At 65.8% G+C, this 26,913-nt stretch carries 21 protein-coding genes; 8 read left to right on the plus strand and 13 right to left on the minus strand.

Features of this window, described 5'->3' with window-relative positions:
- Positions 1-143: 143 nt before the first annotated feature.
- Complete coding sequence (locus tag DFR24_RS25295; RefSeq protein ID WP_366518887.1) at positions 144-443, plus strand: TraR/DksA C4-type zinc finger protein; 300 nt, start codon at positions 144-146, stop codon at positions 441-443.
- On the opposite strand, the gene DFR24_RS05100 is transcribed toward DFR24_RS25295, so the two are convergent.
- The 3 genes from DFR24_RS05100 to DFR24_RS05110 are packed head-to-tail and all read right to left on the minus strand — an operon-like array spanning position 377 to position 4,848.
- Entirely contained in the window at positions 377-1,603 is a 1,227-nt protein-coding gene (locus tag DFR24_RS05100) for an MgtC/SapB family protein (protein WP_162851052.1), read from the minus strand. The genes DFR24_RS25295 and DFR24_RS05100 overlap by 67 nt on opposite strands.
- The gene (locus tag DFR24_RS05105) at positions 1,603-3,909 is read right to left on the minus strand and encodes a GNAT family N-acetyltransferase (protein WP_133880237.1); all 2,307 of its coding nucleotides are present in this window, start codon (positions 3,907-3,909) and stop codon (positions 1,603-1,605) included. Before DFR24_RS05105 ends, DFR24_RS05100 begins: the two co-directional genes overlap by 1 nt.
- A 6-nt stretch (positions 3,910-3,915) precedes the next feature.
- On the minus strand, positions 3,916-4,848 hold the full coding sequence (locus tag DFR24_RS05110; protein ID WP_133880238.1) for a histone deacetylase family protein: 933 nt from the start codon (positions 4,846-4,848) through the stop codon (positions 3,916-3,918).
- Positions 4,849-5,001: 153 nt separating this feature from the next.
- Between DFR24_RS05110 and DFR24_RS05115 the strand changes: the two genes are divergently transcribed.
- The 3 genes from DFR24_RS05115 (at position 5,002) to DFR24_RS05125 (ending at position 9,311) form a co-directional block, all read left to right on the plus strand.
- Positions 5,002-7,026, plus strand: a complete 2,025-nt coding sequence (locus DFR24_RS05115; RefSeq protein WP_133880239.1) for a L,D-transpeptidase family protein — start codon at positions 5,002-5,004, stop codon at positions 7,024-7,026.
- Between the two features lie 110 nt (positions 7,027-7,136).
- Entirely contained in the window at positions 7,137-8,609 is a 1,473-nt protein-coding gene (locus DFR24_RS05120; protein WP_211346585.1) for a phospholipase D-like domain-containing protein, read from the plus strand.
- Between the two features lie 273 nt (positions 8,610-8,882).
- Positions 8,883-9,311 carry a universal stress protein gene (locus DFR24_RS05125; RefSeq protein ID WP_133880240.1) on the plus strand — a complete coding sequence of 143 codons (429 nt, stop codon included), beginning with the start codon at positions 8,883-8,885 and terminating at the stop codon, positions 9,309-9,311.
- A 194-nt stretch (positions 9,312-9,505) separates the two neighbouring features.
- Here DFR24_RS05125 and DFR24_RS05130 read toward each other — a convergent pair whose 3' ends face one another.
- Positions 9,506-9,994, minus strand: a complete 489-nt coding sequence (locus tag DFR24_RS05130) for a hypothetical protein (RefSeq protein ID WP_133880241.1) — start codon at positions 9,992-9,994, stop codon at positions 9,506-9,508.
- Positions 9,995-10,174: 180 nt separating this feature from the next.
- Complete coding sequence (locus DFR24_RS05135) at positions 10,175-11,080, minus strand: AraC family transcriptional regulator (RefSeq protein WP_133880242.1); 906 nt, start codon at positions 11,078-11,080, stop codon at positions 10,175-10,177.
- 175 nt (positions 11,081-11,255) lie between these two features.
- Here DFR24_RS05135 and DFR24_RS05140 point away from each other — a divergent pair, with 175 nt between their 5' ends.
- Entirely contained in the window at positions 11,256-12,008 is a 753-nt protein-coding gene (locus DFR24_RS05140) for an SDR family NAD(P)-dependent oxidoreductase (protein WP_133880243.1), read from the plus strand.
- Positions 12,009-12,261: 253 nt separating this feature from the next.
- Here DFR24_RS05140 and DFR24_RS05145 read toward each other — a convergent pair whose 3' ends face one another.
- On the minus strand, positions 12,262-13,149 hold the full coding sequence (locus tag DFR24_RS05145) for a fatty acid desaturase (protein ID WP_133880244.1): 888 nt from the start codon (positions 13,147-13,149) through the stop codon (positions 12,262-12,264).
- Between the two features lie 157 nt (positions 13,150-13,306).
- Between DFR24_RS05145 and DFR24_RS05150 the strand changes: the two genes are divergently transcribed.
- On the plus strand, positions 13,307-14,320 hold the full coding sequence (locus tag DFR24_RS05150; RefSeq protein ID WP_133880245.1) for an AraC family transcriptional regulator: 1,014 nt from the start codon (positions 13,307-13,309) through the stop codon (positions 14,318-14,320).
- A gap of 65 nt (positions 14,321-14,385) precedes the next feature.
- On the opposite strand, the gene DFR24_RS05155 is transcribed toward DFR24_RS05150, so the two are convergent.
- Genes DFR24_RS05155 through DFR24_RS05185 form a run of 7 tightly spaced genes read right to left on the minus strand, consistent with a single transcriptional unit; the run spans position 14,386 to position 23,293 of the window.
- Complete coding sequence (locus DFR24_RS05155) at positions 14,386-15,999, minus strand: flavin-containing monooxygenase (RefSeq protein WP_133880246.1); 1,614 nt, start codon at positions 15,997-15,999, stop codon at positions 14,386-14,388.
- A gap of 37 nt (positions 16,000-16,036) precedes the next feature.
- Entirely contained in the window at positions 16,037-17,284 is a 1,248-nt protein-coding gene (locus DFR24_RS05160; RefSeq protein ID WP_133880247.1) for a cytochrome P450, read from the minus strand.
- A 21-nt stretch (positions 17,285-17,305) separates the two neighbouring features.
- Positions 17,306-18,913, minus strand: a complete 1,608-nt coding sequence (locus DFR24_RS05165) for a GMC family oxidoreductase (RefSeq protein WP_133880248.1) — start codon at positions 18,911-18,913, stop codon at positions 17,306-17,308.
- Positions 18,914-18,953: 40 nt separating this feature from the next.
- Positions 18,954-20,432 carry an aldehyde dehydrogenase family protein gene (locus DFR24_RS05170; protein WP_133880249.1) on the minus strand — a complete coding sequence of 493 codons (1,479 nt, stop codon included), beginning with the start codon at positions 20,430-20,432 and terminating at the stop codon, positions 18,954-18,956.
- 37 nt (positions 20,433-20,469) lie between these two features.
- Positions 20,470-21,675: a CaiB/BaiF CoA transferase family protein gene (locus tag DFR24_RS05175; RefSeq protein WP_210772446.1), complete on the minus strand. Its 1,206-nt coding sequence runs from the start codon at positions 21,673-21,675 to the stop codon at positions 20,470-20,472.
- A complete protein-coding gene (locus DFR24_RS05180; protein ID WP_133880250.1) occupies positions 21,672-22,109 on the minus strand; it encodes a Zn-ribbon domain-containing OB-fold protein in 438 nt (145 codons plus the stop codon). The genes DFR24_RS05175 and DFR24_RS05180 overlap by 4 nt, the downstream gene beginning before the upstream one ends.
- Positions 22,106-23,293, minus strand: a complete 1,188-nt coding sequence (locus DFR24_RS05185; RefSeq protein WP_133880251.1) for a thiolase C-terminal domain-containing protein — start codon at positions 23,291-23,293, stop codon at positions 22,106-22,108. Before DFR24_RS05185 ends, DFR24_RS05180 begins: the two co-directional genes overlap by 4 nt.
- Positions 23,294-23,397: 104 nt before the next feature.
- Between DFR24_RS05185 and DFR24_RS05190 the strand changes: the two genes are divergently transcribed.
- Both DFR24_RS05190 and DFR24_RS05195 read left to right on the plus strand, forming a co-directional pair.
- Positions 23,398-24,390: a LysR family transcriptional regulator gene (locus DFR24_RS05190; protein WP_162851053.1), complete on the plus strand. Its 993-nt coding sequence runs from the start codon at positions 23,398-23,400 to the stop codon at positions 24,388-24,390.
- A 565-nt stretch (positions 24,391-24,955) separates the two neighbouring features.
- The gene (locus DFR24_RS05195) at positions 24,956-26,905 is read left to right on the plus strand and encodes a DUF349 domain-containing protein (RefSeq protein WP_210772445.1); all 1,950 of its coding nucleotides are present in this window, start codon (positions 24,956-24,958) and stop codon (positions 26,903-26,905) included.
- Positions 26,906-26,913: the final 8 nt, after the last annotated feature.

Consider the following 26,913-nt stretch of genomic DNA (forward strand, 5'->3'; position numbering starts at 1 on the left):
ACGGCTGCAGCATCGCAGCGCAGCGATCTCCGGTCGTTGACGTGAATCAACGGTGAGGTTCCCGCACCGCATCGGCGTTGACTCAGGTCATCGACCTCGCCTTGGCTTCGGACCAGGCTTCGACAGGAAAAAGGAGCCACACCATGTCCGCCTCTCCCGTGAATGCGACACGCCGCACGCCCACCGCCGAACGTGACGCGCCTCGGCATAAAGGGACGCCGCTTCCCGACGGCATCCCGACTCCCGCTTATCTCGCCGCGATCCGCGCCAGCGTCCCATCGCGCACCTGCGCTGTCTGTGGAGACGCCATCGGTGCCGCACGCCTGACGCTGCAGCCTCAGGCGACGACCTGCGCCTGGTGCGCGCCCCCTCGCGATCAGGCGAACGCGATACCGAAGAGCAGTCCCGCTGCGATGAGCGCGAACGGACCGATGAGCCGCTGAGCCAGCGGCCGGCCCGCGACGACGGCGATCATGCCGAACTTGAAGGCGAGGCTCGCGATGTAGGCAATCACCATCGCGATCGCCAGCGAGGCGGGGGTCAAGGTTCCCGCGGCGACCATGTGCATCGTGGACAGTCCGATCGCATCGAGGTCGATCAGGCCGGACACGGCAGCGGCGAGATAGACACCCTGCGTTCCGATCCGATCGTTGAGCCAGGCGACAACCAGAATCACGATCGCATACAGCGCAGCGAAACCCAGCGCAGCCAGCATCTCGCCCGGATTGCTCACGCCCAAGTCGTGGCGCGACCCGTTCCGCAGGTAGCTGCGACCGGCCGCGATCGCACCCGGCGCCAGTCCGGCGCCAAGGACCGGCAGCATGGACCGCAGCGCACCCGGACACACGACCGCGGTGAAGGCCGCCAGCCGCAGCAGTACGACCAGGTTGGCGAGCAGGATGACGACCTGCGCGCTATCCGCTTGCTCGCGATCCTCACGGACCTGGCGCGCGAAGGTCAGGCTTGTCGCAGTGCTCGACACCAGCCCCCCGAGCACGCCCACAAACAAGGCGCCGCGGCCCGATCCGAGCAATTGCAGCAACAGGTACCCGGTGAGGCCGATGCCGGATATCAGCACCACCATCCACCAGATCCGGTAAGGGTTGAGCGAATCGTAGGGACCGTATCCGGCATCCGGCAGGAGTGGCAGCACGAGCAGGCTGACCGCGGCGAATCTCAGGATGCTGCGCACATCGGCCGGCTTCAGGCGCGTCGCGAATCCTTCAAGCTCGGGCTTGAAGTGCAGCAGGGCCGTGGCGGCCAAGCCCAGCAGCACCGGCGGCAACACGGGGCCGATCCAGATGGCGGCGCCGAGGCAGAAGCACAGCATCACTGCCACGGTCGACGTGGTGCCGGCATCGTGGCTGGCGTCCCTGCCGTGCAGCGCCGCGATCATCATGGCGCCCAGCATCACCAGACCCGCCGGCAACAGCCATTGGACCCCATGATCGATCAACATTGCGCCGACCGATCCCAGCATCGCAACCAGTGCGTACGTGCGCACGCCGGCTTGCGTTCCGGGGTTGCGTTCGCGCACGAGTCCCATCAGAAAGCCGACGCCCACGCTCGCGGAAAGACGCGACAGTGATTCGGACAGCTCCATCATTGCCCTCCCAGCCGCAACTCGACGCGCCGGCAGTACGCTTCGTCCGGGTCGGGGGAATCCGAAAATCCCAGGCGCGCCGCCAGGCCGAGCATCGCCTCGTTCTCCTGCAGCACGAGGCCCCAGATCGTTCCTATCTCCCGCGCACGGGCCAGATCGATCAGGCGCTGGAGCAGGTATCGTCCCAGTCCCTGGCGTGCGCAGTCCTGGTGGACCAACAGCGCGAACTCCGCGGCGCGTCCGTCGGGATCGGCGATCAGTGTGCCCAGCGCTCGCATGCGCCCGGTGCCGCCTTCCTCGTAAACCACCAGCGCGAGCTCGCGGTCGTAATCGATCTGCGTCATCCGCGCCGCCATCGCGTGGCTGAAATGGCGCAGGCAGGCGAAGAAGCGAAGGCGGACCGTTTGCGGGTCGAGGCTTTCCAGCAACGAGATCAGCGCCGGCTCATCCTCCGGCCGGATCGCACGCACCGCGACGCGCCGCTGGTCCGATAAAGCGAGGTGTGCTGATAGAGCCGCCGGGAACGGCGCGAGCGCGAACCGATCGCGGTCCTGCAGCGACGTCGGCGTCAGCCGGATGCGGGCGTCGCGCACCACCATCATCTGGTCGCCACGACGCGCGAACCGCACATCGAGGGACGCTACTCTGGGCTGGTCCATCGCAAGCCGGGAGAGCTGCAGCAAGGCGCGCCGGACCTCGTTACGATCTTGATGGATCTTGGCGGCCTCGCCTTCCGCAGCGTCGAGCAGGCGGTCGGCGAGCAGATCGTCGAGCGGAAGAATGCCGTACGCGATCTGCGTGCCGGGCGCCATCCGCTGCACGCGCAGGTACATGCCGACCTCCGCATGGCAGTCGAGCCGCACTCGCAGCTCCGGTGACTCCGAAGACCAGCGCGGCACAAGCTGCAGGCCATAGGCCGTCAGCAGGTCCAACGCCGCATCGGAACCCGCATCGGTTGCGCCGGCCGCATGTCGACGCAACATGGCCGCCACCGACGCGGCATCGGCCGGGACCAAGCCGCTGGCCGAAGGCGTTCGGGTGAGCAGCTCGCGGTTCCTGGCGTAATCCCGGCGATACCGGATGGCGCGGCAGGCGGCCTGAGGGGAGGTGAAGGTCGCCTGCCCGGCTTCGGACGAGATGCGGCGCGCGGGGGCTGCGGTTTCGAGGCCCAGCCACACGCACATCAGGCGCGCCCCCAGCGCTGCCTGCTTGATCGCGAGCGCCACCGGCTCATGCGGTTGTCCGACGGCCGGGCTGCGCACGAACAACAGCGCGTCGAGCGAAGGCGCATCGAGCAACTCGCGGATCGCGGCCACGGTCTGCACCTCGTCCGTCTCGCCAATGTCGATCGTGCCGGAACCGAAGCGCAGGCTCGGCAACTGCCCGACAAGAGCTGCGCGGCGGGTACGGTCGATTTCGGCCAAGGTCAGTCCTTCGCGAAGAACCGCGTCAGCGGTCAACGCGCAGATCGCGGCGCCGTTGGCCACGACCAGCACCCGTGCCTGCTGCATGACCGGCAGGCGTTCCAGCGCGGCAATCGAGTCGAACAGTCCCGGCAGATCCGCGACTTCCACCATGCCTGCGCGCGCGAATGCTGCCGAGCGCACAGGATCGGCGCCCGCTGCCGCGTGGTCGGCGAGACGTGTCTGCAGGATCACGGTGGGCTTGACGCGTGCACAAGCACGCGCCGCAGACATGAACTTGCGACCGCTTCGGATGCGACCGATCTCGACCGCCACCGACCGCGTGTTCCTATCATTGGCCGCGTAGTCGAGCAGATCGGCAACGTCGACATCACCTTCGCCGCCAGTCGTGGCGATCCACGAGAATCCGATCCGTCGGCCTGCAGCCCAGTCCGCCGCCGCCGCGGCCACCGAGCGCGACTGCACGATCAACGCCAATGAGCCCGGCAGCGGCGATTGCGCGAGCATCGATACGTCGGGACCGCCCCCGCGGGCGAAGCCGATGCTGCGCGGACCCAGCAGGCGGACCCTGTTGCGTCGCGCTGCCTCGAGGACTGCGGGCGTCGGCGCGTCCGGTTGCATCCAGAGCACTGCCCGGCAATCCAGATCGACGAGGCGCCGCATCGTCGCCGCATCGGCGAAGCGCGGATCGCCCAAGATCGCCAGCAGCGGACGTTCAGCCGAGCAATTTTCCGGCACGCCGTTGGGCCATCGGTGAAGCTGAAGCCGGGCCGACCCCGCCGCCAGCTTGTCCAACAGTCCTTGCTGCACCGGGTTGGCAGGAACACCGACCCATGCGGCCGACCGCGGGCCCAACAGCGCGTCGAGATTCCGGACCGTCATCGCCGTTCAGAGACCCAGGAAGGGCTGCAGGAAGAATTCGACGCTTCGCGCCAGCGCATGCAGATCGTAGCCGCCTTCGAGGGTCGCCACTACGCGCCCCTGGCAGAACTGCGCAGCCACGTCGCGGATCACCGTTCCGATCCAGCGGAAGTCGTCGTAGCCCAGGCGCAGGTCGCCGAGCGGATCCTGCGCGTGGGCGTCGAAGCCGGCAGACACCAGGATCAGTTCCGGCTGCTGACGCTCCAGGGCGGGAAGCCAGAATGTCGTGACAGCCGTACGAAATGCTTTGCTTCCACTCCGGGCGGCCAGCGGAACGTCGATCAGGTGAGGTGAACGCGGCGCACCCGCCCACTGCGGGTAGAGCGGATGCTGGTAGGTCGAGTACAGCCAGACTCGTGGATCGTCGAGAAAGATGTCGGCGGTGCCATTGCCGTAATGCAGGTCGAAATCCAGAACCGCCACCCGCTCGATTCCATTCGCAAGCGCGTGGGCCGCGCCGACCGCCACGTTGTTGAAGAGACAGAAGCCCATCGCGCGATCGCGCTCCGCGTGATGACCTGGCGGTCGCACCGCGCAGAAGGCCAGGCCCGCGCGATCCGACAGCATCATGTCCACCGCTCGCACCGCGGCGCCGGTCGCCCGAAGCGCGGCTGGCTTGCTGTGCTGCATGAATACCGTGTCGCCGTCTATCACCCGCGCCTCGCCCTCGTGATGGCCTGAAAGCATCCAGTCCACCAGACGTCGGCTATGCACGCGCAGGAGTTGCTCCTGTTCGGCCTCCGGCGCGGATTCGCGCACCATGAAGTCCATCAGTCCGCTCGCGATCAGGCGATCCTCGATGGCCGCGATCCGCGAAGAACTTTCCGGGTGACCGGCACCCATGTCGTGCCTCGAGCACGCCGGATGGGTGATCCACGCAACGGGCTTCACGACGCTCATGGGGCTTCCTGCTCGGGTGGCTGAACTTTGTGCGGGAGCCGGCCGGGGTGCGCTGACCTGGGTCAATCGACGGGCACGTCGCCGCGGCGTTGATCCAGATCAAGGAGTGCCCGTGGTCCGCCTGAGATCCTGCCGGCACGAAAAGGAACCCAGATGACGTTGATTGCGACACGGCTGAATCTTCTACGGCAGGCGCGCTCGGAATTTCGAGATCGCCGGGATCGGCTGCGGCACGACCTGACGAGACCCGATGGCTCAGTCGACGAGGACTTCGCCAGGCAGGCGACGCGGGGCGAGCACGCGATCGCCCGCGTCGAACGCGTCCAGGGAGCCGAATGCGAATGCTGTGGCAGGCTGATCTTGCGCAAGCGCTTAGGAGCCCTGCTCCCTGCCCCGCTATCGGCGCGCCGCAGAACCGTGATCTCGATCCATCCCCCGGTACTGCCGATCCGCCGGTTCGGCAGCCTGTGCATCGACGCCAGTTCGCGCATGTCGCTGCGGACTCGGCTTCTGGGCACGGTCCCGCCGGTGACGCCTGGGGCCAATCGGGCCGGCGGCAGCAGCGGTCGCTTCGCGTTGGCCGTGCTCATAGGGCTTTGGGTTCACGCCAGCGTGGTGGCAGCGGCGCAAACGGACGCGACCCGCGACGTGCTGGCACTCCGTGTCGATCGCGAGCATGCGGCAGTTGTCACGGGCGGCTCGGTGGCAGGACCCACGGTACTGGAAAGCGCCATCGCCACCTTCTACGAGCGCAGGGACGCCGCGCCGGCGTGGCTCGGACAAGCCGATCGCCTGTCCGCATTGCGCAGGAACCTCCAGGGACTACGCTTCGACGGCCTCTCGCCAGATTCCTACGGCCTCGCGCTGCTCGATGATGCGGCGCTGCGCCCACCTGTCGACCCGACGGCGCGAGCCGAGCTCGACTGGTCCATCACGGAAGGCTTTCTGAAGAGCCTGCTGCATCTGTACCGCGGAAAGCTGGACCCGCGAGCGCTCAGCTCGATCTGGAACGTCGAACGCCGGCAGATCGATATCCAGCAAGGACTGGCATCGGCCATCAGCAGTGTCGAGGAAGGCACCCTCGACGCCGTGTACGCAGAGGCGAGACCCGAGCACCGAATCTATCGCGACCTTCGCGACGGGCTGAAGCGTCTTGTCCAGATCGCCGACCACGGCGGATGGCCCACCATTCCCGGCGGTCCGACGATCGACGCAGGCCACTCCGATGTCCGCGTTCCCGCGCTGCGTCGGCGGCTGGCGCTCGGCGGCTACGACACCGGGCCCGCCGATGCGGCCAGCGAGATCTTTGACCCCGCGCTGGAATCTGCACTGCGCTCGTTCCAGAAGGAGCAGTATCTCGACGTCGACGGTCGACTCGGCTCCAGAACTCGCGCGGCCCTCAATATTTCCACGCAGACCCGGATCGAGCAGATTCGCGCGAATCTCGAGCGCGCGCGCTGGCTGCTGCACGACCTGCCCGGCGATTTCGTCCTGGTCGACATCGCCGGATTCCGCGTGCGCTACATTCGCAACGGCGAGGTGATCTTCACGTCGCGCATTCAGGTCGGACAGCCCGACAGGCGCACCCCGATATTCCGTGCCGAAATCACCGAGCTAACCATCAACCCGCATTGGATCGTGCCGCCGACGATCCTGGAACACGACGTGCTGCCGGCCCTGAGTCGCGAGCCGGACTACTTGCGCAACCACCACCTGCGTGCGTTCGACGGACGTGGCGCCGAAGTCGACGCCGGCCACGTTGACTGGCGCCACGCCGGCGACGTGATCCTGCGCCAGGACGCGGGACCCGACGGCGCGCTGGGCCGCATCGCGATCCGCTTTCCGAACCGCTTCGCCGTCTATCTGCACGAGACGCCGCATACCGAGCTGTTCTCGTCGGCACGACGCGCCTTCAGTTCCGGCTGCATTCGCGTCGAACATCCCTTCGATCTGGCCGCGATCCTGATGGAGAACGATCAGCACTGGACCCGTGAGGCGCTGGACGATGCAGCCGCCACAGGCACCACGATGTCGATTCCCCTGCCTCGGTCGATCCCGATCCTGCTGATGTATTGGACCGTGGACGTTCACGCCGACGGGCGCGTCTCGTACAAGCCCGACGTATACGGGCTCGACAGACTCACGCTGGGAGCAATCGACGCGCGTATCGGAGGCTGATGCGGCGTGCCCGTGCCGCGCGGTATGAAGCTTGTGCGTGGGCGCTCGGCACCGTCCTGGCTTCGGGTCGATGATTGCGCCGGCCAGCGGCGCGCAGGCAAGGTGACGGCGTGACCGGACCTTTCGACCCCACTACGCTGGAGGCACTCGGAGCGGGACTCCATGTCCTGCTGGCCGGCTCGGTGGCGGCCCATGCCTTGCTGCACAAGCATGATCCACGCTCCGCCTGGGCGTGGATTCTCGCGTGCCTGCTGGTCCCGGTGATCGGAACGCTTTTGTATTTCTGGTTCGGCGTCAATCGCGTCGAGCGCAGAGCGCGGGTGGAACGCGGCGTGCCGGCCCCTTCCGCTGCGCTGCCGGCGGACGATCCGCTACCGCCCATGTCGGACTCCATCGCTGAGGAAGTCAGAGAGCTGATGCGGATCGGCCGCTCGGTCACGCGGCGCCCGCTCGTCGGCGGCAACCGGATCACACCGCTGCACAACGGCGAGGCGGCCTATCCCGCGATGCTAGAGGCGATCGACGAGGCCCGCACGCGCGTCTGGCTGATGAGCTACATCTTCGACAACGGCCGTATCGGGCAGCGCTTTGCCGAAGCGCTCGCGGCCGCGCGCCGCCGCGGCGTACAGGTCAGCGTGCTGCTGGACGGCATCGGCGACCTCGGCTTGTCCCGCGGCAGCCGGATCTTGCGGCACTACGGGATCCCGGTCGGGATGTTCATGCCGCCCCGGCTGCTGCCGCCGCTGTGGCACGTGAACTTGCGCAATCATCGCAAGCTGCTGTGTGTCGACGGGGCGCTCGCCTTCGTCGGTGGCATGAACATCGGTGACCATCACCTGCTTCCTAGTACGCTCGAAGGCTGGACCGGCTACCGCCGGCGTCGCGGGTATGCGGAAGATCTGCACTTCCGCATCGAAGGCCCGGTGGTGAAGCAATTCGACCAAGTGTTTACCGACGATTGGCAGATCACCACTGGCGAGCACTTGCCTAGTGGCGACGCCATTGACGCCATTGACGCCAGAGCGGCCGACGGCGGCGCAGCCTGTCGCGTCATCACGGATGGCCCGAACGAAGATTTCGGCCGGCTACAGGTCCTGCTGCTAGGCGCCTTGGCCAACGCGCACCACGCCGTGCGGATCATGACGCCGTACTTCGTGCCGACGCCGGAGCTGTCGAGCGCGCTCGGGGTGGCGGCGCGCAGAGGAGTCGAGGTGTCACTGCTGCTGCCCCGGCGTGGCAATCACTGGTGGCTCGACGCGGCAACCCGCCGCTGGCTGATGCAGTTCGACGCGACGCCGATTCAAGTCTACTTGCGACCCGCGCCGTTCGCGCACAGCAAGCTGTTCCTGGTCGACGACTATTACGCCGTGATCGGATCGGCAAACCTCGACCCGCGCAGCCTGCGCCTCAATTTCGAACTGACGCTCGAAACCTACGACATCGGATTCGCATCGCGCTTGCGGACGCACTTCGATTCGGTTCTCGCCACCAGCCAGCTGCTCGATATCGAAGACCTGCGCCGTCGCCCGCTGCTCGCGCGCTTGTGGGATTCGGCGTTCTGGCTGTTCTCGCCATATCTCTGATCGCGCGTGATGCGGACTCCAGGTTCCGGCCAGGTGCAAAGCGGATTCCACGCCGAAAAAGCAAGCCAAGCCAGCGAGCCGCGGAGGCGTCCCGACGAACCGGACGTGCCCGGACCGCAACAGGGCCTGGCGCTCGAACTTCGGACGAACGACGTGCCGAAGGGCCTGCGGCCAGTGCAAACGAGGATGGGGTCATCTCACGATTGACCCGCGTCAATGCGACGGAACACGAGACGCGCGAATGTCCCGCAACCCCATCCGCGAGAAGTTGCCATGCAAAAGGTGTTGGTTGCATTCGATGGTTCGGAATCGTCGATCCGCGCGCTTCGATTCGTGGTTGAACAGCCGAAGGCTGCGCGCCCGTCCGAACTCCATCTCCTCAATGTGCAGGACTACCCGATCGTCATCAGCGAATACGTGACCAGCTCGATGATCGAGGCGATCCGCAGGGGCCAGACGGAGCACAGCCGGGAAGTGCTGGCCCGAGGAGTCGCGCTGCTGGAATCCAGCGGGATTCCGCACCACGAACACGTCGTCATCGGATTTCCGGGAACGGCCATCACCGAACAGGCTGCCGCACTCGGATGTGGGCAGATCGTGATGGGCACCCGTGGACTGGGGATGGTCAAGGGCCTCGTCCTGGGTAGCGTGGCGCAGAGGGTGATCCACCTTTCACCTGTCCCCGTGACGCTCGTGAAGTAAGTTTTCGAGACGCGCCCTGCTCGCGTGCCGCCCGAAATCCCCCCTCTGCTATTTCGAGCGGCTCGTGTGCGGAATAGCGCAATCCAGGCGGAAGCGCGCCATCCGCGGTCGGTCCACGGGACGGGCGCGAGCGCAAGAAGCGGCAGACCGTCGCAGATGCCCGCGACGGTCTTGCCTTGGCAGCTCGGACGACTTCAAGCGCGGCTGCGTTGCGTCGAGTGTTCGTTCGCGCCTGGTGTCGCGGACGCGATGATGTCGAACCGGACATCCCGCTGCACCGGCGCGCCGACGCCGTACACGAGCATGGCGGTTCGCACCGTTCGGGTCACCTCCGAGAGCACGTCGCCCGACACACCGAACTGGCGTGCAAAGGCAATCTGACGTGCATACCCGTCGACGTTGCCGCCCAGGATCACGCGCACAACGGAGCGGATCGCGGCGAGCCGCCAGTGGTTCGGAACGTCCGTCGTGACGCAAAACGGCGGGACCGTGCCTGCCGGCAATTTCAGCTCGGCGTAGAGACTCGCCTGCTCCGGTCCGCTCAGCGACGAATCGGCGCCGAACAGTCCGCTCGATGCAAACATGCCACGAAGGAACGCGCGGGAGAGCCCTGTCGCGCTCAGGATGTTGTGACCCGATTCAAAGGTGCTGCGCACCGACGACGTCTTGCGATGCAGATTCATTTCCGTGTCTCCGACTGTGCTTTGAAGGAGACCCATCTTCGCGTCCGGACGTCGGCCCGGCACTCCGGTTCTTGGCATCGCGTTCGCGTCCCGCAGCGTGTCGCCAATGAACGCGCTCGAGCTCGATCAGCTTGTGATCGCGGACTCACACGGGGAAAGTGGAACGCGCGCCAGGGCGATTCAGTTCGACGCGTTGTTGAGCCGCCGCGTCCTTGTCCGGGCTTCTCTGACATCACGCGCCGGAGGATTCCCGAACATCCGCGCGTATTCCCGGGTGAACTGGGGAATGCTTTCATATCCCACACCGTAGGCAGCGTGTGCGATGGGCGTGCCCTCTGCCAGCATCGATCGCCGCGCTTCGATCAACCTGAGTTGCTTCTGATATTGCAACGGCGTGAGTGACGTGAAAGCACGAAAGTGCGTGTAGAACGTCGAGACGCTCATGCCGGCGGCTTCGGCGAGACGCTCCATGGGCAGCGGCTTGACGTACTCGGCGCGGATCAGCGACACCGCACGCCCGACCCGTCTCGCATAGCTATCGGTGACGCCCAGCGCTCGAATCGCGCCTCCATGCCGTCCGGCCAGCAGCCAGAAGTGAAGCTCCCGCATCAATTGCTCCTGCAGCATCGGAACCGACGCGGGGCGATCGAGCAGATGAAGCAGACGAAACGCGGCATCCCGGACTTCGGTCTCGGTGGACTCGACCTTCACCGGTGCTCCGACGACGAATGGCGCGGTCCCCATCTCCACCACCAATGCTTCGACCAGGGCCAGATCAAGTTCGAGGACCAGCGAGTAATACGGCGCGCCCGAAGTCGCCAGCGTTATCTGACTGATGGTGGGAACTTCCGCAGTGATCAGAAGCGATTGACCGGCACCGAAATCGACCGTGTTCCCGCCGACCGTGACGCGCTTGGCTCCCTGAAGCACCATCGCCACCAGCGGCTTGTTGACGCAGTAATTCAGGGGAGTGGGTGCAGCTTCACGAAACAGCACGAAGCCGGGAAAGGGCGTCCGTGCGACGCCATCGACGTCGACGTGCGCATCCGCGAATCGCCGTGCGGCTTCGAGAAGATCGTGTGTCATTGCCAGGTCAGATTCGCCAAGGGCAATCGCAGCATAGAAGCAAGCCCAATTCGACGAAAGCGGTGGACACCGAGCCGGCCGCAAGAATAGGCAAGAACGAACGCAAGATCAGGCAACCCGCGATTCGCTGATCGACCGACAGTAGCCGTTCCCAAGGACTTATCAGGAGACTCCAATGACGGTATCGCTCGTAACCGGTGGCAACCGGGGCCTGGGCCGCAACACGGCCATCAGCATTGCGCGGCACGGCGGGGACGTCATCCTCACCTACCGCAACGGGCAGGACGAAGCGAAGTCCACGGTTGCACAAATCCAGTCCTTGGGTCGCAAAGCCGAGGCCCTGAAGCTGGACGTATCCGACGTGTCCAGCTTCAAAGCCTTTGCATCCACGGTGCGCTCCGTTCTTTCGAAGACCTGGGACCGACAATCCGTGGATCACTTGATCAACAACGCGGGTCAGGGCGAGATGGCCAGCATCGCCGAGACGACAGAAGCCCAGTTCGATGCCTTGTTCGATACGCACGTCAAGGGCCCGTTCTTCCTGACGCAGGCGCTGCTGTCGACGATCGCGGATGGCGGACGAATAGTGAACATCTCTTCAGGCTTGACGCGCGTGTCGGTAGCGGGATTTTCGGCCTACGCCGCCGCAAAAGGCGCCATCGAGGTCCTCACGGTCTACATGGCGAAGGAGCTGGGTGCGAGGGGCATCACCGCGAACTCCGTAGCGCCCGGCGCGATCGAAACAGACTTCCTGGGCGGCGCCGTGCGTGACGTCCAGGATCTGAACAAGCAATTCGCGGACATGACGGCGCTAGGTCGTGTCGGTGTCCCGGACGATATCGGACCCATGATCGCGTCGCTCCTGAACCCCGACAACCGGTGGATCAACGCTCAGCGGATCGAAGTGTCTGGCGGCCAGGCCATCTGATGAGGCGTGCTTGGCGACGCTCGCGACTGCCGCCCCACTCCCTCCGGCCCCAGACGCGGCCGTCGTCATCTCGTTTCACGGAAAATGGGGCGGCAGATGAGCGTCGCGCGATGGCGCCGTAAACCGCGATGCGGAATTCGGCCAAGCGCTTTCACCGCGCGCACGATTTGCTCAGCCGCTCTGCTCCGGCAGAAGAACGCGCGCGGTGTTCCGGCGTTCTCCAGGCACGAGACCTCGTCCGCTTCTCATCGCCTCAGGCGGACACCACCGGCTGCCGGTCGAAGATGCCGAGCACCGGTGCCCCATGCGCCCGCATGATCGGCTCGATCTGCCGGAACAGGGCGTGGTACTTGTAGAAAGGCACCCGCGGGAAAGCGTGGTGGATCGAGTGCAGGTTCTGGCCCAGCCAGAACCACTCGAGAGGCTTCATCCAGACCGGCATGATCAGGCTGTTGGTGTTGCGATAGCGCGCGGAGTCCTCGTAGGGATGGTGCGGGCGGAAGGCAAACCAGTAGGTGGTGAAGATCACGCCGACCACGTAGGCGCCGACGAGCAGCACCAGGCCCGGCAGCAGCGGCAGCACGCTCAGCAACAGGGCCCGCCAGGAAATCGCCATGCCGACCTCGGCACAGAAGATCAGCTTCTCGCGACGCGGCGCCGTTTCCCAGTAGCCATGAAACAGGAACGTGATCTGCGTCCACAGGAAGCGGGCCACGCCGACGACGAAGGCCTGCGGACTATCCGTCATCCCTTTCAGGATGGCATCCGGGTCCTTGCCGGGCTGGTTGGTGTAGCGGTGATGGGTGAAGTGTTCCACCGTGTGCGTGGAATAAGGAATCATGATGATCTGCGCGCACAGGTAGCCGCACAGGTCGTTGACCCACTTGCGCCCGGCATGGTCGCCGTGGATGTTGCCATGCGCCGCCTCATGCACCGGGGTGTAGGACAGGTAGGTGGTGGCGGCGAAAATCACGAACGCGGCCCACAGCGGCATGACACCGGCAGCGAACAGGGCGATATTGCCGATGAAGACCACGAGCACGGCCGCCGACAGCGCGACGGTTCCCCAGCCGAAATGCCCCATGTACTGCCTCGCGGCCTGTATGGCCTCCCGGTTCAGTGCGCTGAGATTCTGTTCCATGTCGCTCCCCTGTCGGCGTTCTGCCATCTGTGATCAGTGGGTCACAGCCTAGGGACCGGGTCCCCCGACGTTGAGGGCCGACATGGCCATCCGCCGCGCATTTCTGGCCAGGGGCGGCCCGTTCGGTCACAGTCTTCGCTCACATCCGGGGAGCACGATGTCCGCCGAGCCTGTCCTGCACAGCCTGACCATCAGCCAGGTCATCCTGAATTTCGCGATCGATCATGGGATCGACGCCGACACCTGCCTGGCCGGCACGGGAATCACCCGGGCGATGCTGCAGGACCCGAACCAGCTGGCCACCCCCGAGCAGGAAATGCGGCTGATCGAGAACCTGGTCCTCGCGCTGCCGGACCAAGCGGCGCCCGGTTTCGAGCTGGGCCTGCGCTACAGCGTGTCGACCTTCGGTACCTGGGGCTTCACGCTGCGCACCAGCCGGTCCCTGCGCGAGGCGATCGAGCGCGCCCTGCGCTATATCGCGTTGAGCACGGCTTATTGCGCGTTCTCGTCCGCCGTCGAGGGCGATCGCTTCATCGTGTGCGCCGACCCGTCCGAAATCCCTCTCCCGCTGCGGCAGTTCTTGCTGGAACGTGACATGGGCACGGCCTTGAATCTGATGCGCGAACTGCAGCTGACCGGCCGCGTCGTCCGGCACCTGGAGTTCACCGGCCGCGACGGCGAGGCCGCCGACCGCATCCGCCAGCTTTCCGGCCTGCCGGTCTGCTGCGCGGCGCCTCGCAACGCGGTGGTCATGGATCTCGAGGTGGCCACGACGCCCCTGCCCACGTTCGATGAGCACCTGGTGCGCGTGCTCGAGGATCAGTGCCGACAGCTGCTGGAACGACGCCAGATCGCGGGAATCGCCGGACGGGTCCGCCAGCAGCTGCTCCGCGGACTGGGCCAGGTCTGCGGCCTGGACGAGGTCGCGCGGGCCTTGCACCTGTCGTCGCGCAGCCTGCGTCGACGGCTGGATGAGGAAGGCACCAGCTTCCGCGACCTGGTCGAGGACACGCGCCGCCAGCTCGCCGAACAGATGCTGGGAACGACCGACATGAAGCTGGACGAACTGGCCGTGCACTTGGGTTATGCGGACACGGCCAGCTTCACGAGGGCCTTCCGCCGCTGGCATGGCGTTTCCCCGGGCCAGTACCGCCCGCAAAGAAGCGGCTGAACCGCCCAGACTCCGGACGCCTCATGGAGTGCTCGTCGCGCTCCATGAGGCGTCCGGAGAGGCGATCACGAAATGTCGAAGCCCTCGTAGCCCTTGGCCGCACTTTCATCGCAGCGTTGCCGGTAGGCCGGGGCGCCGCCGAAATAGGCGAGGAACGCCCGCTTCTTGCCCGGAATATTGCTGCCCATGAACCATGAGTCGGTCTGGGCGATGAGCATGTGCTCGACCTGCTCGTTGACGTGCTCGGTCCAGGCGGCTGCCGCATCCGTCTTCGGCTCGATCGATCGGTGGCCTGTCTTGCGGACATGGGCGATGGCCTCGCACACCCACTCCACGTTCTGTTCGATACATCGCGGGATGTTGCAGAAGGCCGCGGCGTTGTGCGGACCCACGATCGTGAACATGTTGGGAAAGCCGGCACCCTGGAGGCCGAACAAGGTCTGCGGTCCGTCAGCCCACTTGTCCTTCAACAGCACGCCGTCCTTGCCCCGGATCTGCATCCGCGCGAAGGATCCCGTCACCGCATCGAAGCCAGTGGCGAAGATGATGACGTCGAACTCGTACGCCTTCTCAGAGGTTTCGAGGCCGGTCTGCGTGATGCGGCGGATCGCATGCTTCTTGAGATCGACGAGCTCGACGTTGGGCCGATTGAAGGCCTCGTAATAACCGCTTTCGAGCGGCACGCGCTTGGTACCGAACGGATGGTCGCGCGGAGTGAGCATCTCCGCGACCTTCGGATCGTTGACGCGCTGGCGAATCTTTTCACGCACGAACTCCGAGACCACTTCGGCCGCCTCGCGATTCATGAACGTGTCCAGGAAGTTTCCGAGCCAGAAGCCAAACCCGGGTTCGTTCCACAACTGTTCGAGATGCTGACGGCGAGCCTCCGGTTCGAGATCGAAGATCGAACGCGGATCGATGTCGTGGAGAAAGGCGCCGAACGTCTGCTTGCAGCGCTGGAACATTTCGGGATAGCTCGCCTTGAGCGCGGCCTGCTCCTCGTCGCGGATCGCCTGGTTACGCAGCGGTTTGGTGTAGTTGGCCGTTCGCTGGAAGATCGTCAGATGCCCGATGTTCTTGGAGATCTCGGTGATGAGCTGGACCGCCGTGGCGCCGGTGCCGATCACCGCGACCCGTTGATGGCTCAGGTCGACCGCTTCCTTGGGCCAATGCGACGTATGCCAGCTGCGTCCCTTGAATGTTTCGCGTCCCGGGATGGCAGGGATGTGCGGAGCGGACAGGATGCCAATGGCGGTGATCAGGAATTGCGACCGCACCTTCGCTCCGTCCTCGGTCGTCGTGACCCAGCTGCGGTCCTCGGCGTGATACTCGGCCGCCGCGACTCGCGAGTTGAACTGGATGTCGCGACGAAGATCGTATTTCTCGGCCACATGCCGCAGATACCGGTGCGTTTCGGGCTGCGCAGCGAAGTGTTCGCTCCAGTTCCACTCTTGAAGCAGATCCGCATCGAACGAGTAGGCGTAGCTGTAGCTCTCGGAATCGAAGCGCGCACCGGGATACCGGTTCCAATACCAGGTGCCTCCCACATCGGTGCCGGCCTCGAAGACGCGGACGCTGAATCCCAGGGCCCGCAGCCGGATCAACGCGTACATGCCAGCGATCCCGGCGCCGATGACGACCACGTCGAAAGTTGGCATTTCGCCTGTCTGCTTGTTCATATCGAGTTCTCCTGGCCCCAGCTTGTTGTCCGTTGATTCACGACGATCGCGCGGTGATCCACAACTCGCGCTGCACGCGGCTGACGATCGAAGACAGCCACTGGCCGTCCGGATCGACCAGCTGCAGGTGCGGCAGCGTGTCGAGCATTTCGGCGAAGAAGATGCGCAGTTCGAGCCGCGCCAGCGACATGCCCAGACACAGGTGGACGCCGGTGCCGAAGGCAATGTGACGTTGCGCATTGGGTCGACCGATGTCGAAGCGCGCGGGATCCTCGAACATCGCAGGATCGCGATTGGCGGACAGCGGTGACAGGAACACTCGCTGCCCGGCACGCAATTGCTGCCCATGCCACTCGAAATCCTCGCCCACGATCCGCACCGTGGCCTTGGTGTGGGACTCCCACCGAAGGATCTCCTCGACGGCCGCGTTGATCCGCGTCGGATCGGCGCGAAGCAGTGCAACCTGTTCGGGATGCGATGCCAGCGCTCGCACGCCGTTGGCGATCATGCAGGAGGTGGTTCGATTGCCGGCGAACAACAGGAGGATGCCGCTCGCGATCACCTCGCTGCGCGACAGCCGTTCACCATCCGCCTCGGCCGCCACGAGTTGAGCCATGAGGTTGCCCTCGCCGCCCCGATCCTGAGCGATGACCGTCGTCAGGTACGCCTCGAGCGACGTCACCGCCGCGTGTGTCTTCTCGTAGCGTTCCGGGTCGTCGGCAAAGCCGCCGATGACGCTCGAGACCTCCTCGGTCCAGGCGATGAACTGGTATCGGTCCTCGGGCGGGACGCCGAGCATCTTGCAGATGATCGGCCCGGGAATTTCGTAGGCGATCTCGTTGAGCAGATCGATCGGCTTGCCGGGCTCTTGCTGCAGGCGCCGACGCAGCAACGCGACCTGTTCGCGCGCGAGCGCGCGGATGTCGTCCTCGAGACGCAGCACCACCTGCGGCGTGAACGCCTTCTGCACGACGCTGCGCACGCGCTTGTGATCAGGATTGTCCTGGAAGACCATCCAGTCCTCGAGCAGCCTCAAGGTCCGTCCCACCGTCGCCTGCTTGTCCGGCGCCAGGCTCTCGCGCAGCTTCTTCATCCGGTTGGACAGCAGCTTCGGATTGCGCAGGCCTTCGGATACCGCGGCATGGCTCGTGATCAGCCAGGCGCGATGCCGGGCATTCCAGTGCACCGGCTCGTGCGAGCGCAACGCATCGAAATACGCGTACGGCGACTGCGTACAGACGTCGCCCAGAATGTCGGTCACGTCCTCGGTTTGCACAGGGTCCACGATTCGATTCCGTTCCGGCTGCTATGGGGCGGCGCCCAGGAGATCCGCGCCTTTTTCCGCGATCATCATCGTCGCCGCGGCCGTGTTGGCCGAGATCAGCGTCGGCATGACCGAGGCGTCCATGACGTAGAGACCGTCGTGTCCGTGCACCTTGAGTTGCGCATCGACGACGGCACGCGCATCGCTCGCGACGCCCATCTTGCAGGTCCCTACCGGGTGGTAGCCCGTGCTCCCGTACTGGCGCGCGTAGTGCAGCCATTCATCGTCGCTCTGAACGTCGCTTCCGGGCAGCATTTCGGATTCGACCAGTCGCTGCATCGGGACCGAGTGCATGATCGCGCGCGCACACTTGAGCGCCGCGACGACGACGCCGCGATCGGTTTCATGGGCGAGGAAGTTGGGCTGGATGACCGGCGCCTCCAGGTCCGATGCGGATTGCACCCGCACGTAGCCCTGGCTCTCCGGACGCAACTGAAACCCGCCGCACGTCAGGCCCGGCTTGTCGTCGAGGTGACCGATCATTCCGAGTTTGTAGCTCGCCGGAAAATACGACAGCGCGATGTCGGGACGCGTGAGTTCGGGTCTGGATTTCCAGAACCCGTAGATCAGGACCGGGCTGATGGCCAGCACGCTGGGGCGGCCGCTCGCCCATGCGAATAGCTCCTGCAGCAACGCCATCCCCTTGACGCGTTCGTTGACGCTGGTGACATGCGGGCGAGCGCGCACGATCACGCGCGGCACGAAGTGATCACGCAGGTTCTCTCCCACGCCTTCGAGCGCACTTCGAACCACAATGCCTGCTGCCTGGAGCACGTGCGCCGGGCCGATGCCCGAGAGCTGCAGCAGCTTGGGGCTGCCGATGGCGCCGGCGCACGACACCACGGCCCGGGTGGCGGCAAGGGAGCGAGTCCGGGATTCGCCTTCGCGGCGGAACTCGACGCCGGTTGCGCGCTTGCCCTCGAGGACGATGCGCGTGACCGTGGCCTGCGTCAGGACCTGCACGTTGAAGTGACGCCGTGCCGGATGCAGGAACGCGTGCGCCGTACTCCAGCGCCGATTGCGCAGGATGTTCCCCTGCGTGTAATTGACGCCGGTCTGCGTCTCGCCGTTGTAGTCGGCACTTTCGGGAATGCCGATCGAACGGGCGCCTTCCAGGAACGTTTCACCGACGGGCGTTCGCCAGGAGATCGGGCTCACCGGCATCGCGCCTTCGCGTCCGCGGTAGCGATCATCCCCGATGCCGTACAGGTGTTCGCTCTTTCGAAAATACGGAAGGACATCCGCGTAGCTCCACCCGGGATTGCCGAGTTCGGCCCACGTATCGAAGTCCTCCTTCTGGCCACGGTTGTAGACCGCGCCGTTGACGGCACTCGATCCGCCCAGCACCTTGCCCTGGACCAGCGGCGTGACGCGACCCAGCGTGCCGTCCGATCCCTGGTACTGGAGCTGCCACGTCACCCGGGGATCCTTGAGTGTCTTGAACCACCCCACGGGCATTCGGATGTAGGGGTTGCGGTCTTCGGGACCCGCCTCCACGACGCAGACCGAACGGCCCTGCTCGCCCAGACGGTAGGCGAGGATTCCCGCTGCGGTTCCGCCGCCGACGATCACGTAGTCGAAAGTGTCCATCCCCTCCCCCTTTTGCGTCCGGCTCCGGACCGGCGCTGCTTCATTGGACCGAGATCAGCACGGACTTCGTATGGAGGAATTCCTCCACGTGCTCGAGGCCGGATTCGCGTCCGTATCCGCTCATCTTGTAGCCGCCGAACGGGACGGCGACGTCGAGCAGGTTGTAGCAATTGACCCACACGGTCCCGTTCCTGAGACGTCGCATGACCCGGTGCGCCGTGTGGATGTTGAGTGTCCAGATGCCGCAGCCCAGTCCGTACGAGGTGGCATTGGCCCTTCGGATCACCTCGTCCTCGGTGTCGAAGGGCAGAGCACAGATCACCGGACCAAAGATCTCCTCGCGAGCGATGGCCATCCCGTCGTCGACGTCCGCGAAGACAGTCGGCTGGATGAAGTAGCCGTTCGCGTGCGCGCTGTCATCGAGGCGCTTGCCCCCGACGAGGAGGCGCGCGCCGGCGGCACGTCCCTTGTCGATGTAGTCACAGACGCGCGTCATCTGGTGGTGTGAAACCACCGGTCCCAACTGCGTCTCTGGAACCAGCGGGTCACCGACACGCAACGCCCGGGTGAACGCCGCGAGGCGTTCGAGGAATTGGTCGTAGATCGGACGCTGGACGAAGAGCCGCGAACCGGCCAGGCAGTTTTGCCCCGAGTTGGCGAAGACGGCCATCGCGGCAGCCGGCACCGCGCGATCCAGATCGGCATCTGCGAAGACGATGTTCGGCGACTTCCCGCCGAGTTCGAGCGACACCCGTTTCACGTTGCCCGCGCTGGCGCGGATGATCGACTGGCCGACTTCGGTCGAACCCGTGAAGGCGATCTTGTCGACGTCGCGATGCTCGGCCAGGGCCGCACCTGCCGCGCGATGTCCCGGCACCACGTTGACCACGCCCGGCGGCACGCCGGCTTCGAGGCACAGCGCGCCGAAACGCAGCGGCGCCAGAGGCGCCTGCTCGGCGGGCTTGAGGACGATGGCGCATCCGGTCGCCAGTGCCGGCGCAATCTTCCAGATCGAGAGAACCAGCGGACTGTTCCATGGGTTGATCGCACCGACCACGCCCACGGGTTCCTTGATCGTGTAGGTCATCACCTCGCCGGGAAGCGAGTTCTCGATGGTCTGTCCATGCAGCGTCACGGCGAGGCTTGCGTAGTAGCGCAGCATCGCCACGGCCCGCGTCCTGCGCGGCGCCAGCGTGCCGATCGGCACGCCCATGTCCAGGATGTCCAGCAGCACGAGGTCGTCGAAGTGGGCTTCGACGAGGTCGGCCAGGCGCAGCAGCACGCGTTGCCGGTCGATCGGCTTGAACCGGGACCATGGACCTTCGAGCGCGCGTCGTGCGGCGGCTACCGCCCGATCGATGTCGGCAGCGTCACCGTCTGCGACCTGCCCGAGCACTTTGCCTGTGGCCGGATCGATCGTCTCGAACGTGCGCCCCGAGACGGCGGGGACGGACTCTCCATCGATCAGCAGCAGACCGGGAAGCGATCGGCCTCTGAGCACATCGTCATGCGTTTTCATCGACGAGCTCCGCGTCCCGGATGAATGGGGAGCGGACTCATATGACGCCCGCCTTTCGGAGTCGATCGATCTCGCCGCCGGGCAGCTCCAGCAGCTCGTGCAGAATCGCGTCCGTGTCCTGTCCCAGGTCGGGCGCCGCTCGCAACGGCCCGGCCGGCGTGGCGCTCATTCGCGGCTGTGGCGCCGGCATCTTCAAATCGCCCAGGAGCCGGGTGGCGACGGTCGCAATCGTTTCGCGCGCGGCGTAGTGCGGGTCCCCGGCGATGTCGGCCGCCGAATACACCAGCGAGTACGCCAGTCCGTGGCGGTCGAGCCGCGCGCAGACGTCGAGAACCGGCTGGCTGGCGATCCAGCGGGCGACGTGTTCGTTGATCTCGTCGATGTGTTGCCAGCGCAGCGCGTGCGAACCGAATCGGTGATCGCTCAGGAGGTCGGGCTGCTCCATCGCGTCGCACAGGCGGCGAAAAACGCCATCGTTCGAGACGGTCAATACGAGGAAACGTCCGTCCTGGGTGGCGAAGTGATTTCCCGGTGCCGCAGCGAAATGCAGGTTGCCCCGTCGGTGCCGGACGACGCCGAGCTTGTCGTAGGCCGTTATCAGCACATCGGAAAAGCGGAACACCGCTTCGAAGAGCGCCAGATCGATGTATTGACCCGGACCACCGCGCGCGTCTCGATGGTAGAGCGCCAGCATGACCGCGAAGGCGCCCATCAGCGCACCCAGGTAATCCGCCACGGCCGTGCCGGGCCGCAGCGGCGGGCCTTCGGCTTCGCCCGTGATGTGCAGGAATCCTGCGAACGCCAGCGCGATGCGGTCGTAGGCGGCACGCTGTGCATTGGGTCCTGTCTGTCCGTAGCCCGAGACGCTGAGCATCACCAGCCGTGGATTGAGGGCCTGCAGTGCGGGATATCCGAGTCCCCAGCGATCCAGCGTGCCCGGACGGAAATTCTCGACCAGGACATCCGCCTTGCCGGCGAGCTGTCGCAGCAGCGCCTGCCCTTCGGGCAGGCGAAGATCGAGCGTGATGGAGCGCTTGTTGCGGCCCTCGACGTTCCACCACAGGCTCTGGCCTTCAACGATCGGCCCGTTGCTGCGGATCGTGTCGCCGCCCTGGGGCTGCTCGACCTTGATCACGTCGGCGCCGAAATCCGCGAGCAGCGTCGCGGCCACCGGACCGGCGATCATCGTGCCCAGATCGAGTACCCGTATCCCCGACAGCAGGCCTGCAGGCGGCGCGCTCACGAGGACGCTTCTCTTTCGAGTGGTGCGAACCGGGGCAGATACTGGCCGTCGCCGATATCGTCCCACCACAGCCTGACCGGCATTCCGATCCGCACGCGACCCGGATCGCAATCCGTCAGGTTGGTGACCAGGCGCACTCCGCTCAGCCCCGCGAAGCTCACGACGGCGGCCACGTACGGCAGTCGATCCTTTACCGCCGCGTGGGCGGCGTAATGGATGACGGTGTACGTGTAGACCTCGGCGTGCGCTGGCGCCTCTCGCCATTGCGTCGCGCTGCTGCGGCAAACCGGACAGATCGGAGTCGGCGGATGGCGCGCCGTGGAACATCCGGCGCAATGCTGAAACAGCAGACGCCGCTCCGCGCAACCCTCCCAGAACGCGGCGTCGTCCATGTGGGGCACTGGCCGCGGCATGTCGTCGGCAAACCAGCTCATCCGTTTCTCCCGAGGATCATTGCGCTCGACGGCGCGACGCCCAGCCCACCCGTGACCAGGCAGGTCTTCGCATCGGCAACCTGCGACGTCGACGTGCCGCGCATCTGGCGAACGCCCTCGACGACGAGGTTCATGCCGTGCACGTAGGCTTCCGAGAGCTGGCCGCCCGACGTATTGATCGGCAGCTCGCCGTCGGGCCAGCGCAGGGCGCCGGATGCGACGAACGCACCGCTCTCGCCCTTGCCGCAGAACCCGAGATCCTCGAGCGCCATCAGGACCATGCCGCTGAAGTGGTCGTAGATCTGCGCCACATCGATGTCGCCCGGCGTCAGGCCCGCGGAGCCGAACAGTTCCGCGGCCAGCGCGCGGCAGTTGGTGGAAGCGTAGTCGGCGTCGGGCATGTTGTGACCGGACAGCGCGCCGCTGCCCCAGCCCGGTCCGCTGCCCTGTACCGCCGACAGGATCTCGACCGGCCGTGACCTGGCATCCCGCGCACGCGCCGCCGACGTGATCACGACGGCGGCGGCGCCATCGGTTTCCAGGCAGCAGTCGTACAGCCGCAGCGGCTCGGCGATCCAGCGTGCGGCGAAGTAATCCTCGCGCGTCAGCGCCCGGTCGTGCATCACGGCGAACGGGTTCCGGTTGGCATTGGCCCGCGCATTGAGCGCGACTTCCGCCAGGTGTTCGGCGGTGATCGGATACAGATGCATGAAGCGCTGGACGATCATCGCCAGCATCTGCGGCGGCGCCATGAGGCCGAACGGGTCGACGAAGTTGCCGTTGACCCGGCCCTGCCCATGTCGCCCGAAGCGCTTGCCCTGCCCCTGGCACAGGCCGCGATACGCCACGACGACATCGGCGCGCCCGGATTCGATTGCCGAGCAGGCCAGCGAGATGGAACCGCAGGTTCCGCCGCCGGCGCCGCTCCAGACCATCGATGCCAGACGCAGCTTCGGAATGCCGAGCGCCACCTGCATCAGGTTGGCCTCGTTGCTGTCGTTGGAGAACGACGACAGGCCATCGACGTCCTCGGGACGCAGCCCGGCATCGTCCAGCGCCGACAGGATGGCCTCTGCGGTCACCTGGAACTGGCTGCGATCCTTGATGCCGCCCCACCTGGTGTATTCGCTTTGACCGATGCCGACGATGCAGCAACGGCTTCTCGCGCCTCTGACGACCGTCATGCTTGCTCCAGGGAGGCACCCACGTCATTCCAATCTTGCATAACTGGAATGCCGAGTTGATATTAGGTCGGACCCGCACTGGAAGTGCTTGCCCCATGGGCACCATGACGAGCAAAACCCGTCCCCGTCGACGCGCGGCCTCCGCCACGCAACAAGGCCCCTCGACCCAGATCCTCGATTCCCGCCGGCTTCTCTACTTCTACTACGTGGCCAAGACCGGTCGCTTCGTCGGAGCGGAAGCCGCGCTTGGCGTCGCGCAATCGGCCATGAGCCGGCAGATCCAGCAACTCGAATCCGAGCTCGGACTCCAGCTCCTGGAGCGCACCGGACACGGCGTGACGCTCACGCCCTTCGGCGAGATCCTGTATCGCGACGCCGAAGACATCCTGCAACGGATGTCGAGCACGATCACCGAACTCCGGGACGCCGCGAGCCGAAACGCGCAGAGCGTCAGCATCGCCGCTCCGCCGACGTTCACGAACGTATACATGGCCGACATCATCCTGCGGCTCCAGGCCCGGCATCCGACGCTGCGAGTCCGCGCGGTGGAGGCTTCCAGCGGATCGGTGATGAATCAGCTCACCGGCGGCGAAGTCGACTGCGCCATCGTGTCGCTGGCCAATCCCCCGCGCCGGATCGTGCAACGTCCGCTGCTCACCGAGCCGGTCACGGTCATCTGCTCCCCCTCGCATCCGGTCGCAAAGCAGAAAGACGTCCCGCGCAGCCAGTTGCACGAACTCGATCTCGTTCTGCCGGCCGCGCTGAACGGTTCTCGAGCCCTGCTTCGCGAATATTTCTCGGTCGAGGACGTTCCGCTGAGATCACTGATCGAAGCGGACAGCCTCGCCTTGTCCCGCCAGCTGGTCATGCAGAGACGGTTGTGCACGATTCTTCCGACGAGTTCGTGCGAAGAGCAGATTGCAGCCGGTGATCTGGTAGCGGTTGCACTCAACCCGCCGCTGGCCCGCACGCTCTACATCGCGCGCCTGCGCGATCATTCACCTGCCGATGCGGTGAGAGTCCTGATGGACGTCACCGAGGAAGTGGTTCAGCGAAAACAAGGTCGAACCCGACGTCCCGGAAAGCGTTCCCGATGAAATAGGCGCACGCGATCCACCGTGACCCCGCCGTTGGCTACGACGGGGTCCGGAGTCGTGGCCGCGACACAACCGACACGCCCGGATTCCATCCGGATGGCATCGAAGCCCGGGCCAACCGGATGAAGCAGGTTCCAGCGCAGGTAGACTGCGCGGCCGACACCAACGTCAGCCGTGCAGGTCAACAATGTCGTTCTTCTCGCGCTTGTTCCGCAAAGCGCCACCGGTTTCGCCCGTTCCCGCTCCTGTGCGCCGACCGGCGCCGTCCACAAAGTCCGACAAGGCGCCTCCCAAAGCGGGCGCGGCGGATCGCGCGCTGCCCGCTGCCGCAGAGGACAGCGCCTTGCAGGCGGCCATCGATGGCCGGGACGTCCAGGCGGTCGCCCGGCTGGTCGTTGCGGGGACATCGACCCGGGTTCGCCAGTCGGCGGCACACGCGATCGACGATCCGGATGTGCTCCGGCAACTCATCCGCGATACCCGCGGTGGCAATGACAAGGGCGTCTACAAGATCCTGACGTCCAAGCGCGATCTGCTGATCGAGCAGACCCGCAAGTTCGAGCAGTTGCAGGCCCAGATCACGGCGGCCTCGCGGGATCTCGAACGTCACAGCCAGCGCGGCTACGACGCCTCGTACGGCGCGACGCTGGATCAGTTCGAAAGTCACTGGGAAACCGTCGCCGAGCACGCGGACACGCAGCTGCGCGGCAGCGTCCAGCAATGGATCGACCGTTCGCGCCAGGTCATTGCAGAACACTTGCACCAGGCAGCGGCCCAGGCAGCGCGCGAGCTGGCTGCCGCCAACGAGGCTGCAGAAGCGCAGCGTCTGCGCGAACAGCAGAGACAGGCATCCGCGGCCGCTGCAGCAGAGCAGCAACAGGTTCTCGAGGAGCAGAACCGTGCGCGGGCCGAAAAGCAGCAGGCCGAGCAGCAGGCCCTTCGCCAGATCGGCGAGCTGATCCGCAAGGCACGCGGTGCGCTGAACGTCGGCAGCAGTTCCCGCGCGGCCAGCGTGCGGCGGTCCATCGAGGAGAACCTGGCCGGCGCTCCGCCCCTGCCTGCCGCTCTGGCCAGCCAGCTGCAGCAGCTCGACAAGCAGCTCGACGAGTTGAAGGACTGGAAGAGTTTCTCGGTGACGCCGAAGCGCGCCGAGCTGATCGAAGAAATGGAGTCGCTCGTCGGCGAGACGCTCGATCCTCCCGAGCTCGCCGAGAGGATCAAGAGCCTGCAGGAGGAGTGGCGCAACCTGGGCAAGGACGCTGGCGAGAATCTCGAAGCCGATGCGCAACGCTTCAAGGAAGCCGGCCGCAAGGCGTACCAGCCGTGCGCGGAATATTTTGCCGCCCAGGCCCTCATCCTCGAGGAGAACCTGCGACGTCGCGACGCGTTGCTCGATAAGCTGGCCGCGTTCGAGGCGGGATACCCCTGGGAGCAAGCTGACTGGCGCACCGTCATCAGCACGCTGCGCGAAACCAAGGAGGCGTGGCGTCTCTGCTCCCCGGTCGATCGCCGCGCTGGCAAGCAGCAACAGGAAAACTTCGTCGCCGTCACCGCCCGCCTGCAAAGCCGGGTGGACGCCGAGCACGCCCGCAACCTGAATCAGAAGGCGTTGCTGATCGAGCGTTCCCGGCAGTTGCTCGCGAGCGACGATGTTCGCAAGGCGATCGAGGGGATCAAGAAGCTGCAACAGGAGTGGCAGGGCGTCGGACCCGTGCCGCGCGAGATGGATCAGCGTCTCTGGGGGGAGTTCCGCCAGCACTGCGACGCCGTGTTCCAGAAGCGCCAGCAGGAATCGGCCACGCACACGGCCGGACTCGAGAACAACAAGGCGCAGGCGGTTGCCTTGTGCGAACAACTCGAGAAGCTCGCCGCGCTCGAACCACCCGCAGTGCTGGAGCGCGCGGCGCTGGTCGATTTGCGGACCGCTTTCGAGGCGATCGGCGAGTTTCCGCGAGCGGATACGCGCGAGCTCCTCAGCCGGTTCGATCGAGGTTTGAAGCGCTGCGAGGCGGCCATCGCGAGCCAGCATGCACGCGCCGCGGAGCGCGGTTGGAGCGATCTGTTCGAGGCCGCCAACCTCGTGCGCACCTACAGGCTCGCCATGGCTCGCAGTGAAGAGACGGCGCAGCTCGACACTTTGAAAAGGAATGCCGAAACCTGCATCGCCTCCGCCCAGCGTTGGCCCAGGAACGGGCTGTCCGCCCTCAAGCAGGCGCTGGCGGGCGAACGTTCCGAAGATCTCGTCGCGAATGAGACGGCGCTGAGGCTGCTCTGCATCCGAGCCGAGATACTGACCGACACGCCGACGCCGCCCGAGGATCAAACGCTGCGTCGCGACTACCAGCTGCAACGCCTGGTGCAGAACATGGGCCAGGGCGCCAGGGCGGATGAGGCGAACCTGGACGCGATGGCGATCGAGTGGGTCGGTGTCGGCCCGGTGGAGGAAGCGGCATACCAGCCGCTGCTGCAGAGATTCCGACGCTGTCGCGAGCGGGGCAACTCCAGGGCGCCATAGCCCGCACG

It is taken from the genome of Panacagrimonas perspica (assembly GCF_004364935.1).
Lineage (GTDB): Bacteria > Pseudomonadota > Gammaproteobacteria > Nevskiales > Nevskiaceae > Panacagrimonas > Panacagrimonas perspica.

Excerpts from the sequence above, each read along its gene's own strand:
- DFR24_RS25295 (WP_366518887.1), top strand. The coding sequence starts at position 144 with ATGTCCGCCTCTCCCGTGAATGCGACACGCCGCACGCCCACCGCCGAA.
- DFR24_RS05100 (WP_162851052.1), bottom strand. The coding sequence starts at position 1,603 with ATGGAGCTGTCCGAATCACTGTCGCGTCTTTCCGCGAGCGTGGGCGTC.
- DFR24_RS05105 (WP_133880237.1), bottom strand. The coding sequence starts at position 3,909 with ATGACGGTCCGGAATCTCGACGCGCTGTTGGGCCCGCGGTCGGCCGCA.
- DFR24_RS05110 (WP_133880238.1), bottom strand. The coding sequence starts at position 4,848 with ATGAGCGTCGTGAAGCCCGTTGCGTGGATCACCCATCCGGCGTGCTCG.
- DFR24_RS05115 (WP_133880239.1), top strand. The coding sequence starts at position 5,002 with ATGACGTTGATTGCGACACGGCTGAATCTTCTACGGCAGGCGCGCTCG.
- DFR24_RS05125 (WP_133880240.1), top strand. The coding sequence starts at position 8,883 with ATGCAAAAGGTGTTGGTTGCATTCGATGGTTCGGAATCGTCGATCCGC.
- DFR24_RS05130 (WP_133880241.1), bottom strand. The coding sequence starts at position 9,994 with ATGAATCTGCATCGCAAGACGTCGTCGGTGCGCAGCACCTTTGAATCG.
- DFR24_RS05135 (WP_133880242.1), bottom strand. The coding sequence starts at position 11,080 with ATGACACACGATCTTCTCGAAGCCGCACGGCGATTCGCGGATGCGCAC.
- DFR24_RS05140 (WP_133880243.1), top strand. The coding sequence starts at position 11,256 with ATGACGGTATCGCTCGTAACCGGTGGCAACCGGGGCCTGGGCCGCAAC.
- DFR24_RS05145 (WP_133880244.1), bottom strand. The coding sequence starts at position 13,149 with ATGGAACAGAATCTCAGCGCACTGAACCGGGAGGCCATACAGGCCGCG.
- DFR24_RS05150 (WP_133880245.1), top strand. The coding sequence starts at position 13,307 with ATGTCCGCCGAGCCTGTCCTGCACAGCCTGACCATCAGCCAGGTCATC.
- DFR24_RS05155 (WP_133880246.1), bottom strand. The coding sequence starts at position 15,999 with ATGAACAAGCAGACAGGCGAAATGCCAACTTTCGACGTGGTCGTCATC.
- DFR24_RS05165 (WP_133880248.1), bottom strand. The coding sequence starts at position 18,913 with ATGGACACTTTCGACTACGTGATCGTCGGCGGCGGAACCGCAGCGGGA.
- DFR24_RS05170 (WP_133880249.1), bottom strand. The coding sequence starts at position 20,432 with ATGAAAACGCATGACGATGTGCTCAGAGGCCGATCGCTTCCCGGTCTG.
- DFR24_RS05180 (WP_133880250.1), bottom strand. The coding sequence starts at position 22,109 with ATGAGCTGGTTTGCCGACGACATGCCGCGGCCAGTGCCCCACATGGAC.
- DFR24_RS05185 (WP_133880251.1), bottom strand. The coding sequence starts at position 23,293 with ATGACGGTCGTCAGAGGCGCGAGAAGCCGTTGCTGCATCGTCGGCATC.
- DFR24_RS05190 (WP_162851053.1), top strand. The coding sequence starts at position 23,398 with ATGACGAGCAAAACCCGTCCCCGTCGACGCGCGGCCTCCGCCACGCAA.